Raw genomic sequence first — 13,897 nt, forward strand, 5'->3', positions numbered from 1 at the left:
TTTATTCAATGGTATAAGTATAATTCCCTGCTTTTAAGTCTAGTGTAATGGTGCGAGTTCCCGCTAAGCTCGCTGGAATAACGATATTGTCTCCATCGTATTCTAAACTTAAATCTGCCCCAGTATCGCCCATATTAATTGCCCATGCACTGTTTGCTCTAAATTTCAATCCTCCAGCTTTTAGCACTGTAGTTACTTTCCAAACATTTTTGGTAGCATCGTAAGTCATTTTTACGTCGTCTGCCCAACCATTTGCGGCGGCATCACCAATGATTCCCCAAGTAGTTTTAGTACCACTCCAAGTATTACTATTAGTGTTTGCTTTCAATAAATAATAACCGTCTTCTGGCACAAACAAATTGCCACCACTACTGCTAAAAGTACCTGCTACATCACTACCTGTGGTAGTACTGCTTACCCAACCATAGTTTGTTCCATTCCAATCAGGCTGACTAGTATATTTGAATTGGTGCGTTCCGCCAACAATATTAACATAGCCTTCGTATATACTGTTGGCATTTCTTGAAGAAATTTTTGGTGCAGATGCTGGATTCCAACCTTGAAAGTCGCCTGCTACCCAAAGAGACGGATAATTAATCACGACTAGATACGGTGTAACTGAAACAGCTAAAACATTAGAGTATATATCAGCTACGGCATCTGAAATATAAGATTTTACCCTTAGCTCTAACTGACCAACAGCATTAGGTTTAAGCCCCATGATGATTGATAACTGATTGAAATCGGCAGTGGTATATTTCAACTGCACCGTGTTGCCTAAGCTTATTTCTTTGGGTGCTGTAAAGTTAGTACCCGCTTTAGCAATTTGTAAGGTATAGCGGACAGCAGCCTGAAAGCCATAATTGGTACGATTCCATGTAAATGCCACAGCAGAATCGTTGGCTGTTGCTGGGGTAAGTACATAACTTGTTTTAGAAGAACTTAGCACTGGTGCTTCGCCCTTACTACTCATAACGGTTTTTATTTCATTGTTTTCACAAGAAAAAATACCAATGCTTATGAGGCTTATTAATAGTATTCTGAATATATTTTTCATGATAGTCTCTATTTTCTTAAATCATTAATAACCTTGATTCTGTACCAGATTTGGGTTGGATGATAGGTCATTTGATGGTATCGGGAAAAGGTTGTATTTATCTTCTACAGCTCTTCCATTAGCAATGCCACCTTTCCAAGCCCATAAATAAGCACCAGTCGTGTATTTTTTTTACCTGATTAGGTCTGTTCTACGATGAGCTTCATAGTACAATTCGCGTCCTCTTTCATCCAAGATAAAGTTGAGCGTTAACTGACTAGCCGTAATATTGCCTGTGGTTTTTCCACCGTAAGCTCTAGTACGCAATTGGTTGATATAAGTCAAAGCAGTTGCTACGTCACCCCCTGTTCCACCTCTTAACACGGCTTCTGCATAAATCAAGTTGATTTCGCCTAATCTAAACAAAGGGAAGTCAATGTCTGTCCAGTTTCCAGCAGGGTCTGCATGGGGAGCTTTATCACCTGTGCGCGTTTTATTACGATACTTACTAGATGAGTATCCATCAGTGCCTTTATACAGTTCTGCCATCAAACGATTTTGTCCTACGGTATAAAACTGTGCTCTTTGGTCTGTATTACCTGTTTCGTCAGTAAATAAATCAACGAAGTTTTGTGTATGACGAAGTCCACCCCAGTTACCACTTGTTCCAGAAATATCACCCGGTACAGCAGCAGGGCCATGTGCCAAGTAAGTAGTTCCGCCCCAGTTTTGGGTGTTGGTAGCATCGTAGGCAATCATGAAAATGTTTTCAGTAGTATTCAAATGATTGTCTGCTAAAGTCAATTCACGATAATTTGGATGCAATGAAAAAGAACCCGCTTTTATTTTATTACAATAAGTAATCGCCTCGGTATATTTAGCTGTTCCTGCATATACTTCTGCATTCAAATACAAACGTGCTAATAATGCCCAAGCGGCAGATTTTTCAGCACGTGGGTATTCGTTTTGACCAGGAGCAACTAAATCATTTTCAATGGCTTTTAATTCTGTTTCGATATAAGTAAACAAATCTTTACGTTGAATCTGTTTTGGAAGAATAGCTCCTACGGCGTCGTTTTCTGTCACAAATGGAGGATTTCCAAACAAATCCATCAATGCCCAATACTGATAAGCACGAATAAATCTAGCTTCTGCTCTGTATTTTCTAATGTTTTCAGCATCTGTTCCTGTGATGCCTCTCTTGCTCAAATTAGCATCCGACGACTGGCGAATGAAATCATTACAAAGCGTGATTTGGAAGAAAGCACGGTAATAAATACCATTGATAATAGGATTGATAGCCGACCAGCTCATTTCCTTTAATCCTTTTACTCCTGCATCATTTTGCCAAGTCCATGAGGCTTCATCGGTTGTAAGCTCTTGTAAATTCCAGTATAATCTAAGAAAATCCGAGTTTCCTTCGTCAGAAATAATCTGTGATGGAATATCAGGGCTTCCTGTTCCTCCTGTATTACCCGTCAATGCAAAGGCTGAGTATACTTTTGCCAATGCTTGTTTATAGCCTAGGGGTGTTTTATAAACTGTTTCAGCTGTAATATCATTGGTGGGTAATAAATCTAACTTATCAGTACAAGCACTTGTAATAGAAATAATTAGGCTTGATATGGCTATTTTTAAATATTTTATTTTCATTTTTTCTGTCGAATTTTATTAAAAGTCAAGATTCAAGCCTAAAGCAACGGTACGTGGACGAGGGTACAAACTATTGTCAATACCAGAAGCAACTTCAGGGTCTAAACCTTTGTATTTGGTGATGACAAAGACATTCTGTACGCTAGCATTGATGCGTAAATTAGCAGTACTATTTTTCAAGAATTTACCTAAATCATAACTCAAATTGGCATTGTCCATTCTTACAAACGAAGCATTCTGAATATAATAATCACTCAATAATTGCTGACTATTACCTTTGAACTGTGTATCTAAATAATTGCTTGATGCATTATAAAGTACACTATTTCCTGTAATCTGACTCAACACGCCACTTTGACTAAAGTTGTTATTGTAAACGTAGTTATCAAATGAGGCACGCATTACAAAACCCAGATTCCATTTTTTGTAATTGACAGAGCTACTTAGTCCCAAGAATACTTTTGGAACAGCACTTTTACCTTTATAAAGGTCATCTTGATTGATAATGCCATCGCCATTTTTGTCTACAAATACACCTTCCACAGGTTTGCCATTTTCGTCATATACTTGTTTGTACAAATTGAATGTACTTTTGCTATATCCAACAGCATTGATAAATGCAAACTGTCCGCCAATACCGCCTGCAATACCACCCGATGGAAAGCCAGGATAGTTTTTGTCTTGTGGTACTACCGTCAGGTTAGTGATAGTATTTTGGTTATAAGTAGCATTAAAATCAAGGTTCCAAGTGAGGTTATTTTTTCTGATGATTTGTGTATTAATGCTAAACTCTACCCCTTTGTTTTCCATTGATCCTACATTGGCTACAATAAATGCTGTAAAGTTTGCCCCTGCTGGTTGTGGAATATTATTGAGTAAATCTTTCGTATTTTTCACATAAAAATCAACACTACCTTTTACCCTGTTATCAAATAAGCCGTAGTCTAAAGCAATGTTTTTAGAAGCTGTTTCTTCCCATTTACGGTTGCTATAGAAGCCACCTGGGCGATAACCCTGATAGAAAGTATCTCCAAACTGATAAGAAGCATTTGCTGAACTCAAGGCAAAATATGAATAATAGTCATAGTTCCCGATGCCATCTTGCTGACCAGTTATCCCGTAGCTAGTTCTTATTTTGAGGGCTGAAATTACTTTACTACTCGCTAAGAAAGTTTCATCCTTAATGTTCCAAGCCAATGCAATGGAAGGGAAAAGTCCCCATCTGTTGGCAGGAGCGAAGCGAGAAGAGCCATCACGACGAAGTGTTGCTGTCAAGAAATAACGGTCATTCAAAGAATAATTCGCACGACCGAAGAAAGAAATCAATGTGTTTTCTGGCGTATCAAAAGGAAAAGCAGGGTCGGTATTTGGATATTTTACGCCACGAGCATTATAACTAGCATAATTGTAGTTTGTCGTTTTATAATTATTGAAAGAATACCCCGCCATGATATCAAACTTACTTTTGATGTCTTTCAATTCTTTGGCATAATTCAGATAAAACTCTAAAAGTGTATTTTGCTTTGTTTGTTTGTAAGTATTGTTTGTTCCTCCTGCGCCATTGGCTACATAACCAATAGCTGCACTATCAGTAACATAAATCGTTCCTGTACCTTTTGATACATCATAACCTAAGTTTAAATTGGCTCTCAATTCAGGCAAGAAATGGAATTTATAATCTAACTGAATATTACCGATACTTCTCTGTGGAGTACTTTCATCAAAACGTTGTTCTAATTGTCCCAAAGGATTTCTGCCTGCTAAATTGACCAAGCCAGTAGCACTTGTTTTGTCTAACCACTCAAAGTATCCTCCAAATCTCTGTGGATTCTCTGTAGCATATACAGGCTGAGTAGGGTCGAAACTAATCGCTGAGCCAATCGCTCCAGTAGCCGCAAATCTTGCCTTTTGCATACTTCCTTTAAGGCTAATGTCTACTTTAAGGTGATTCTCAAAGAAAGTAGGATTTAGGGCAATTGATAAAGATGTTCTTTGCAATTTATCTGTTTTCAAAACCCCCGTTTGGTTCTGGAAACCCAAAGAAATACGATAAGGTAGTTTGGCTACTTCACCCCCAAGGCTTAGGTTATTATCAGTCATAAATGCTGTTTGGTAAATAGCATCTTGCCAATTCGTATTTGCCTTACCAAGCATCGCTTTTTGTGCAGCCGTTCCTTTTTCGTTTACAATCGCACGAAATTGGTCGGCACTCAATACACTTACTTGTTTTGTAATGTTTGAAGTTGAGTTTACCGAAGAGAAATTCACTCTTAAAGCACCACTTTTTCCTTTTTTGGTGGTGATAATGATTACCCCGTTTGAGGCCCTAGTACCATAAATAGCCGATGCCGAAGCATCTTTCAAAACGGTGAATGTTTCAATATCATTTGGGTTGATAAAGCTGAGAGGGTTAGATGCCCCAGCGATTCCGCCTTCTCCTTCCAAAGGAACGCCATCAATAACAATCAAAGGATTATTACTGGCACTCAATGACGAGCCACCACGGATTCTGATGGTACTTCCAGCCCCTGGCTGACCGCTATTTGAAATGATAGACACCCCAGGAACTTTGCCCGAAATTAATTGCTCGGGTGTGGTGATTGCTCCTGTTTGGAAATCCTTGGAAGTTATGGTGGTTACAGCTCCTGTTAAATCCTTTTTCCTTGACGTTCCATAACCAACGACCACCACTTCGTCTAAAGCTGTGGTGGCAGGTACTAATACAATATTCATCACCATAGCAGGACCAACAGGCGATTCTAGTTTGGTAAAACCAACGGAATTAAAAATCAAGATATCTCCAACAGATGCCATTATTTTAAACTCCCCCTTGCCGTCTGTAATGGCTGCTGTCTTTTTATTTTTAACAGTTATCGTTACACCAGGTAAGGCCGATTCGGATGACTCTACTACTCGCCCTGTTATCATTCTATCTTGTGCAGAGGCATTAATACTGGTTAGAATACTAATGATAGCCAAGACATAGTACAATAATTTTTTTCTCATCTTAATTTTTGATATAAATAAAATACTATTAATTATTTTAAAAGTCAAAATTAGAGAGGATATTACGCATACTTTTATCTCAACAATCATAATTTTGGTGCTATTGTTCTAATTTTGAAGAATTGGAGGTTCTACATAAAAAATGATTTATTTTAGATTAAATATTATATAATTAAGACACAGTATTAATGCATCAATTCATTCCGCGTAACGTTATTTTATCATTGACTTACCTATTCATTTTTTGGAGTTTAGGCTTTTTGACTTATGCCCAAATTCCCAGTTTAAAATTTAAACACATTACTAATGAACAAGGACTATCGAATAGCACTATCGAAAGTATTTATCAAGATAGCCGTGGCTTTATATGGTTTGGGACAAGAGATGGCTTGAATAGGTATGATGGCAATCAAATCGTAGTTTTTAAGAATAATCCAAATGATGAAAAAAGCATAAGTGATAATTACATTACTTACATTCATGAAGACAAAGACAAGACTTTATGGGTAGGTACAATTAACGGATTGAATCGTTTTGATGAACGAAAAAATACCTTCACCAGATTTAAACACGATGCACAGAAACCTAGAAGCATTACTGATAATTATATCACGTGTATTAAAAATGATAGTAAAGGAAGGTTGTGGATATGCACGCGTGGGGGAATAAATCTTTTGCAATCGTCCGATGGAAACTTTATCGCTTACCGCAAAAAGCAAAATGTTGATATTTCTCTTAGTGATAACCATATCAATTGCTTGTTTGAAGATAGTAGTCATAACCTTTGGGTGGGAACAGAAAGTGGCATTCAACTTTTTGATACGCACAATGGCACTTTCCAAAAGATAGATGCTTTTGCAAATCTTAGTTTTTCTCTAAAAGGATATGCCGTCAATTGTATTAATGAAGACAAACAGGGTAATCTTTTGATAGGAACTAATGGAAATGGCTTGATTATTTATAATCATCAACTGGGTACAATCAAACAATATAGTCATCAGGAAACTCAAGCGAAATCGCTTGCCAATAATTTAGTCAAAGCAATTCTGATAGATGATAAGAAAAATATTTGGGTGGGTTGTATTAATGGAGGTTTAAATCTTTTTGATCCAGTTTCTGGTAGTTTTTTAAATTACCAATATCGACCAGAAGACCCTAATAGTCTTTCGCAACGAACGGTGTCTGCTCTTTTTGAAGATAACCAAGGAAATCTTTGGGTAGGTACGCACCGTGGCGGAATAAATTTATACATGCCCAAAACAGAAAAATTTACTTTATTTAGGCAAGAGTCTAATATCAATAGCTTGAGTTATAATGACGTTAAAGCTTTTTGTGAAGACAGTTACGGTAATATCTGGATTGGGACAGATGGTGGGGGCTTGAATCTATTTAATCGAAAAGATAAATCGTTCAAACATTTCAAATACAGTCCATTTCATAAAAATACGATTGGCTCTAATGAAGTATTAGATATTAATGAAGATACAAATGGAAATGTATGGGTAGCAACTTGGGGTGGTGGACTAAGCTTATACAACCGTGCAACAAATACATTCAGTCGTTTTTTGAATAATCCAGCCGATAAAAATAGCGTTAGTTCAAACTACATTCAGACAATATTTGAAGATAGTAAACAAAACTTATGGATTGCCACCTATTATGGAGGCTTGAATCTTTTTGACCACAAAACTGGAAAGTTTACTCGGGTTATTTATGGAAAAAATAACCAATCACAATTACAAGGAAATAATATCATTTCCATTAACGAAGATAAGAAAGGTAATATCTGGATTGGAACAGATGATGCGGGCTTGAATTGCTTGAATACTACCACACAGACTTTCACACATTACTTTAATAATGATAGTAAAAAGCCAGATTTGAGGGTCATTTTCACCGATAAAAAAGGGAGAGTTTGGGTAGGACAAATGGGGCTTTACCTTTTTAACGAAAAGCAGAACACTTTCTCTATTTTTACATCAAAGGCAAACCTTGATACAGAATTTATCAAGGGAATCGTAGAAGATGATGAAGGCAATTTGTGGATTGCTACTTCAAATGGGATTACACAGCTCAATCCACAAACAATGAGCATAAAAAAATATAATACTGCCGACGGATTGCAAGGACTGGAATTTGAAGCAAATGCCTCTTTGATGACCAGAGATGGGCAAGTGTTTTTTGGAGGAGTGAATGGCTTTAATACATTTTATCCCCATAAAATTACCACGAATACTTTTACACCGCCTGTTTATATTACTGATTTTCAGCTATTCAATAAAAAAGTAGATATCGGAGATGATTCCCCTTTAAAGGAAGATATTAGTTTTGCTCAATCAATAGACCTTAGCTACAAACAATCAACTTTTTCTTTTGGTTTTGCAGCCCTCAATTATACCGCCTCTGAAAACAATCAATATGCTTATAAATTAGAAAATTGGGACAAGGATTGGATTTATGTAAATAATGAGAAAAAAGCCTCTTATACCAATGTAAGTCCCGGAGATTATACTTTTCATATTAAGGCAACCAACAATGATGGCGTTTGGAATGAGAAAGGTTATACTATAGAGGTAAACATTACACCACCTTTTTGGGCTACATGGTGGTTTAAAACCTTAGTAGCTTTGTCTATTTTAAGTGGCATAGCGGCCTTTTATAATTTTAAAAGAACGCTTGAAATTCAACAATTAGAAGAACAGAAAAAGGAGGAAATCCATCAAGAACAACTACAGTTTTTTACTAATATTTCTCATGAATTTCGCACGCCATTATCGTTGATATTAGGGCCTCTTGAAAAACTAAAAAGAGAGTTTCCTACTTCGCCAGCTCATCCCTATTATGATTTAATGTACCGTAATGCCAATCGGTTAATTAGCCTTATCAACGAGTTAATGGATTTTAGGAAAGTAGAATCAGGCGTATTGAAATTGAATGTCATGGAAGGAAATATAAATACTTTTCTAAAAGAGATTTCAGAAGAATTTAGTGATTTGGCAAACGAAAAGAAAATTACTTTTGAAGTTTTTCAAAATAATCAGTTGGATGAAACATGGTTTGATCGCCAGATTCTCGAAAAAATCATCATTAACCTGCTCAGTAATGCCTTTAAATACATTGCTAATGGTAAACACATTACCTTAGAAGTAATGGAATCGCTCGAAAACTATCAACCTAAATATGCCAATGAACTATTAATACCGCACGAATACAAAGGGTCGAGCTATCTGTATATCAGGGTTTCAGATGATGGCATAGGTATCTCTAAAGAATCAATCCCTAATTTATTTGAACGATATTATAAAACTACTGAGGCTCATCTGGGTTCGGGCATTGGTTTGGCCTTTGTGAAAAGTCTTACGAAACTTCATAAAGGAAGCATTTGGGTATATAGTGAAAAAGAAAAAGGCACCGAAATTATTATCGGAATACCTTGTAAAAGAGAGGATTATGCTGAAAAAGAACGATGGATAAAAAACAAAGATATCTTGATTAAACTAGAAAGTATCTCTTCAAAATATGAAGTAGATATCCCTATCAACGAAGAAGTTCCTGAAAAAAAATCCTTAAAATCTACAGAATCATTAGCCAAGCCCACCATTTTGGTAGTTGACGATAATGATGAATTACGAACATTTTTGAAAGATGCCCTTCACAAAAATTATCATATTTTAGAGGCTATTAACGGACAACTGGGATATGAAAAAGCAAAAGAATGTTTCCCGGATTTGATTATTAGCGATGTAATGATGCCAGTAATGAATGGGAACATATTTTGTAAGAAAGTGAAAGACGATGACGAGATTAGCCATATTCCATTTTTGATGCTTACGGCCAAAGATGCAACAGAATCAAAAATAGAAGGGGTGGAGTCTGGAGCAGATTTTTATTTTTCAAAGCCGTTGAGCATAGAGTTATTGGAACTGACTATTAAAAATATCTTTATCCAAAAACAAAAATTAAAAGAAAAATATGGTAATGACCAACTTACTGAGATTGTAGAGTTGGCACATTCTCAAAAAGATAAAGCGTTTCTTACAGAGTTAATTCAAATGATTGAAGCACACCTGAGCAACCCTGAAATGAATATAGACTATATCTGTGCAGAAATGGGCATGAGTCGTACAAAATTGTATACTAAAGTAAAAGAGCTAACAGGACAAGCGATTGGTGATTTTATCAGAAGTATTAGATTAAAAAAAGCGGTACAACTAATGACCCAACAAAATATGCCTATTGCCGAAGTAATGTATAATGTAGGGATTCAGACACAATCGTACTTTACCAAAGCCTTTAAAAATGAATTTGGTAAAACGCCCATGCAGTTTTTGAAAGACTTGAAGAAATGATTAAACAACATGAGCCATCTTGAAAATTCAGGATGGCTCATGTTTGTATTATGCTTTTCTAACAAATTCCGATTTTAAAGCCATTGCACCAAAGCCATCAATTTTACAATCAATATTATGGTCGCCATCAGTAAGACGAATATTTTTTACTTTAGTCCCTGCTTTAATGGCTTTAGGAGCGCCCTTGACAGGTAAATCTTTAATGACAACAACGGTATCGCCGTCTTTAAGCTCATTACCATTTGAATCTAGTATTTTTGAACCCGCATCTTCGGTTTCTACTTCATCAGGATTCCATTCATAGAAGCATTCAGGACACACTAATAGCGAATCACTTGGATAAGTGTACTCACAATTACATTTTGGGCAAGGTGAAAATTCAGACATGAAATTAATTTAATAATGATGATTTTATCAGTTAGATAATTTAATAAGCTACAAAAGTAAGCATATTTCATTAATAAGTTTGTAAACGCTGAATCATAAATAGCTACGACAAAATTTCTTATTACTTTAAAGATATAATAGCATTAACCCTATAAAAACCCCAATAAAATGCTGAAGATGTTTTATATTTCGCTTTGAATAAATATGTGAAAAGAGTTCAAAGTAATATTTTACTGATAAAGTCCTCTCAAAGTATCAAACAAAAGATAATGATAAAAAACAAACCACATTTTGAAGTATTAGATGGACTGAGAGGAATAGCGGCTTTATGTGTTGTGGTATTTCATTTTGCGGAATGTGTGTATGCCGATTATAGTAAAAACTTTATTGGACATGGTCATTTAGCCGTTGATTTTTTCTTTTGTCTTTCAGGATTTGTAATAGCCTATGCCTACGACGATAGAATTGAACAGATTGGGAAGTTAGCTTTTTTCAAAGCTCGATTGATTCGATTACACCCTTTGGTAATAATAGGAACGTTATTAGGAGTAATAGGTTTTCTTTGTAGTCCATGGACAAACGTAGTTAGTAATTATACTTTTGGAAAGATATTTTTGTTAGCGATAGGGTCTATTTTTGTAATACCACTTCCATTAATGGAAGACCGTTTCTTTAACTTATTTGGTTTTAATGCTCCTGCTTGGTCATTGTTCTGGGAATATGTTGCCAATATTTTGTACGCCTTTCTATTGCATAAACTTAGTCGCCTTTTATTGAGTGTGCTAGTAATTTTAGCGGCTGTATTCCTTGGTGTTGTAAGTTACCGTGCTGGAAATTTAGTGGGAGGATGGAGTAAAAACAATTTTTGGGACGGAGGAGCACGCTTGGCATATTCCTTTTTAGCAGGATTATTAATTAATAGAAGTCGATGGATTATTGAGAATAAACTTGGATTTATAGGTTTAATTCCGATGTTAGTAGTTGCTTTTATGATACCCGTCTTTGCTAATAATTGGCTAGTTGAACTTTTAGTGGTAGTATTTTACTTTCCATTGCTTATTGCTTTAGGAGCAGGCACTCAGTCATCCTCATTAACACAAAAGATTTGTCAGTTTTCTGGAGAACTTTCGTATCCACTCTACATGACTCATTATGCATTTATTTGGATTTTTGCTAGTTATTTGTCTCATTTTAAGCCAGATATAACTCAAATTGCTTGGGTAATTGTGGGAGGCACTTGCTTTTTAGTACTTTGGGCAACAGGCATTATGGTATTTATTGATAAACCTATTAGAAAGTATTTAGTAGCCAAAAAGTGAAGTACTTTATATTCCTAAGCTGAAAGTTTCAGAACAACTTAAACGTTGGGCTGTCAAGTCTAATTCTTATCCTTAGCGAGTGACTTAAGTCACTCGCTAAGGATAAGAATTGCTTTTTACCAAGGACTAATTCCTGTTTCATCCTCTATGTCATTGCTGTAAAACTGTCCTGTCGGAGCATTCTCATCTGTTAATGTATGTTTAATGATAAAAGTCGCCGCACTTTCTACTGTTCCTGGTCCACTATGGTGGTTAAAATCAGTGGCAGTATAGCCTGGATCAATCGCATTTACTTTAAATGACAAGTCTTTTAACTCAAAAGCCAATACTACTGTATAAGCGTTTAACGCAGTTTTAGACGTTCCATAGCTTGCCGATTTAAAAGGGTAGTATTTCCAATTCGGATCGCTATGTAATGTCAAAGAGCCAAGTCCCGAAGTAATATTACTAATCCGTGGACTATCAGATTTTTTGAGCAGTTCCAAAAATACTTGTGTCACCCTAATAACTCCAAAAAAATTGGTGTCAAATACTTTTTGAATATCCTCAATGGAGGTATCTGAAGCAGTTTGAGGAAAATCTCCGCTTATCCCTGCGTTATTGATTAAAATGTCTAATTTGCCTTGCTCGTTTTCGATGCTATTTTTAGCAGCAATAATCGAATCAAGATTAGTAACATCTATTGCAATGGCTTTGATGTTTTGAAATCCATCTTCTTTTAGTGTTGTTACCACTGCTTCTCCTTTTGCAAGGTCACGAGTGCCTAAATAAACAAACAAATCTTTTTTCGAAAGTTGTTTTACTATTTCTAAACCAATACTTCTGTTGGCTCCTGTAATTAATACTGATTTCATTTTTGTTGTTTTTAAATTGATGATGCAAGTTGCATCGTTTAAAAATGAAATCATTTGCCATTTGGCAAAAAGCGATTTAGCGGATATTTTTTCTAATTCTGCTTAGTGAAGATTGCGTAATGCCTAAGTAAGAAGCGATATAAGAAAGCGGTATACGGTTCACAACAGTAGGATACCTTTCCATAAACTTTAAATAACGTGTTGTAGCATCTTCAGTCACCAAAGGACTTCTTCGTTCTACTTTTTGCATTAATGCTTTTAGAATAATTTTATGCACAATAGCATCCCAACCGACAATGGTGTTGAGTAATTCCTGCCAATCTTTTTTTGAAAAAATGATGATTCTGCAATCAGTAATCGCTTGCACATAAACAGTTGAAGGAAGTTCATTATCAAAGCTCTCAAAATCTACAAGGATATTATTTTCTTCAATAAAGTATTTGGTAATTTCTTCGCCTTTATTATTATAATAACAAACGCGAGTAATACCCTCTAACATAAAGCCTACGTGTCGAAAAATTTTACCTGCTTCTGAAAAATATTCGTCTTTGTGAAGCACTATTTCCTTCGCTTTAGTAGCAACGAAGTCAATTTGCTGTTGGTTCAAATTTCCAAATCGCAATAAATATTCTATCAATTCTTTCATGATAGCAAGTTAGTCAAAGTTATCTTCTCTGGATTTGCCATTTGGCAAAAAATGTGGGTAAATATCAACTCATGGCATGAGTATAAAATGATTCCAAGCTTAAATAATATTGAGTAAATAAATGCTTTTCTATACTTGCACCACTAGGGTGACCAACTCAATTGTCGAGCCAGTGGAACGACAATCTAAATAACAAGAAAGATTTAGGACTATTATGTTAAGAGAAAAAAATACTTTGGTTGCTTATAAAGGTAATTGTGACTTAGACTACTTATTATTTCAGTTTCAAGAAGGCACAATTTTAAGTACAAGTATGTTTTGCTATATTCGTACCATTTTGGGAATAGTTATTTCATATAATCCTTGAAATTATTATACCTCTCAGTCCTGGAATACCAATTTCATTTCTTATCATTAAAAGAGTTTCTTCGGTCAATTTGAACTTTTGAAGAAACTCTTCATCGCCATGACCATTAAAAATATTTTCCAATGACTCGATACTCAAACCTAATTTTTTAGCAATAGTAGAGTCTGCTACTCCTCTTGATGCTAAGAGTATTTCATTTGTCATATCTATTTCTTTTAAGAGTAAAATACACCTATAATAATATTATTTTTTTAAAAGTAAATAATACAAAATAAAGAAC

General features: G+C 35.5%; 8 protein-coding genes and 1 pseudogene. 2 read left to right on the forward strand and 7 right to left on the reverse strand.

What is annotated here, in order from left to right; genetic code table 11:
- Nucleotide 1: 1 nt before the first annotated feature.
- The 3 genes and pseudogenes from AC07XN_RS10010 to AC07XN_RS10020 form a co-directional block, all read right to left on the reverse strand.
- On the reverse strand, nucleotides 2-1,057 hold the full coding sequence (locus AC07XN_RS10010) for a SusE domain-containing protein (protein ID WP_494742948.1): 1,056 nt from the start codon (nucleotides 1,055-1,057) through the stop codon (nucleotides 2-4).
- A gap of 24 nt (nucleotides 1,058-1,081) precedes the next feature.
- Nucleotides 1,082-2,689, reverse strand: a pseudogene (locus tag AC07XN_RS10015) (RagB/SusD family nutrient uptake outer membrane protein).
- An 18-nt stretch (nucleotides 2,690-2,707) separates the two neighbouring features.
- The gene (locus AC07XN_RS10020; protein ID WP_494742949.1) at nucleotides 2,708-5,695 is read right to left on the reverse strand and encodes a SusC/RagA family TonB-linked outer membrane protein; all 2,988 of its coding nucleotides are present in this window, start codon (nucleotides 5,693-5,695) and stop codon (nucleotides 2,708-2,710) included.
- A gap of 188 nt (nucleotides 5,696-5,883) precedes the next feature.
- Between AC07XN_RS10020 and AC07XN_RS10025 the strand changes: the two genes are divergently transcribed.
- Complete coding sequence (locus tag AC07XN_RS10025) at nucleotides 5,884-10,044, forward strand: hybrid sensor histidine kinase/response regulator transcription factor (protein ID WP_494742950.1); 4,161 nt, start codon at nucleotides 5,884-5,886, stop codon at nucleotides 10,042-10,044.
- A gap of 48 nt (nucleotides 10,045-10,092) precedes the next feature.
- On the opposite strand, the gene AC07XN_RS10030 is transcribed toward AC07XN_RS10025, so the two are convergent.
- The gene (locus AC07XN_RS10030) at nucleotides 10,093-10,431 is read right to left on the reverse strand and encodes a zinc ribbon domain-containing protein YjdM (protein WP_309918094.1); all 339 of its coding nucleotides are present in this window, start codon (nucleotides 10,429-10,431) and stop codon (nucleotides 10,093-10,095) included.
- Nucleotides 10,432-10,700: 269 nt separating this feature from the next.
- Between AC07XN_RS10030 and AC07XN_RS10035 the strand changes: the two genes are divergently transcribed.
- The gene (locus AC07XN_RS10035) at nucleotides 10,701-11,750 is read left to right on the forward strand and encodes an acyltransferase family protein (protein WP_494742951.1); all 1,050 of its coding nucleotides are present in this window, start codon (nucleotides 10,701-10,703) and stop codon (nucleotides 11,748-11,750) included.
- A gap of 116 nt (nucleotides 11,751-11,866) precedes the next feature.
- On the opposite strand, the gene AC07XN_RS10040 is transcribed toward AC07XN_RS10035, so the two are convergent.
- The 3 genes from AC07XN_RS10040 to AC07XN_RS10050 form a co-directional block, all read right to left on the reverse strand.
- Entirely contained in the window at nucleotides 11,867-12,604 is a 738-nt protein-coding gene (locus AC07XN_RS10040) for an SDR family NAD(P)-dependent oxidoreductase (RefSeq protein WP_309918098.1), read from the reverse strand.
- A 76-nt stretch (nucleotides 12,605-12,680) separates the two neighbouring features.
- The gene (locus AC07XN_RS10045) at nucleotides 12,681-13,250 is read right to left on the reverse strand and encodes a Crp/Fnr family transcriptional regulator (RefSeq protein ID WP_309918101.1); all 570 of its coding nucleotides are present in this window, start codon (nucleotides 13,248-13,250) and stop codon (nucleotides 12,681-12,683) included.
- Between the two features lie 352 nt (nucleotides 13,251-13,602).
- Nucleotides 13,603-13,821: a hypothetical protein gene (locus AC07XN_RS10050; protein WP_494742952.1), complete on the reverse strand. Its 219-nt coding sequence runs from the start codon at nucleotides 13,819-13,821 to the stop codon at nucleotides 13,603-13,605.
- Between the last annotated feature and the right edge of the window lie 76 nt (nucleotides 13,822-13,897).

The sequence above is a fragment of the Arcicella sp. GW458-12-2-14-TSB2 genome, assembly GCF_059423785.1.

Bases quoted from the DNA above. Each gene is read 5' to 3' on its own strand.
- AC07XN_RS10010 (WP_494742948.1), bottom strand. From the start codon at position 1,057: ATGAAAAATATATTCAGAATACTATTAATAAGCCTCATAAGCATTGGT.
- AC07XN_RS10020 (WP_494742949.1), bottom strand. From the start codon at position 5,695: ATGAGAAAAAAATTATTGTACTATGTCTTGGCTATCATTAGTATTCTA.
- AC07XN_RS10025 (WP_494742950.1), top strand. From the start codon at position 5,884: ATGCATCAATTCATTCCGCGTAACGTTATTTTATCATTGACTTACCTA.
- AC07XN_RS10030 (WP_309918094.1), bottom strand. From the start codon at position 10,431: ATGTCTGAATTTTCACCTTGCCCAAAATGTAATTGTGAGTACACTTAT.
- AC07XN_RS10035 (WP_494742951.1), top strand. From the start codon at position 10,701: ATGATAAAAAACAAACCACATTTTGAAGTATTAGATGGACTGAGAGGA.
- AC07XN_RS10040 (WP_309918098.1), bottom strand. From the start codon at position 12,604: ATGAAATCAGTATTAATTACAGGAGCCAACAGAAGTATTGGTTTAGAA.
- AC07XN_RS10045 (WP_309918101.1), bottom strand. From the start codon at position 13,250: ATGAAAGAATTGATAGAATATTTATTGCGATTTGGAAATTTGAACCAA.
- AC07XN_RS10050 (WP_494742952.1), bottom strand. From the start codon at position 13,821: ATGACAAATGAAATACTCTTAGCATCAAGAGGAGTAGCAGACTCTACT.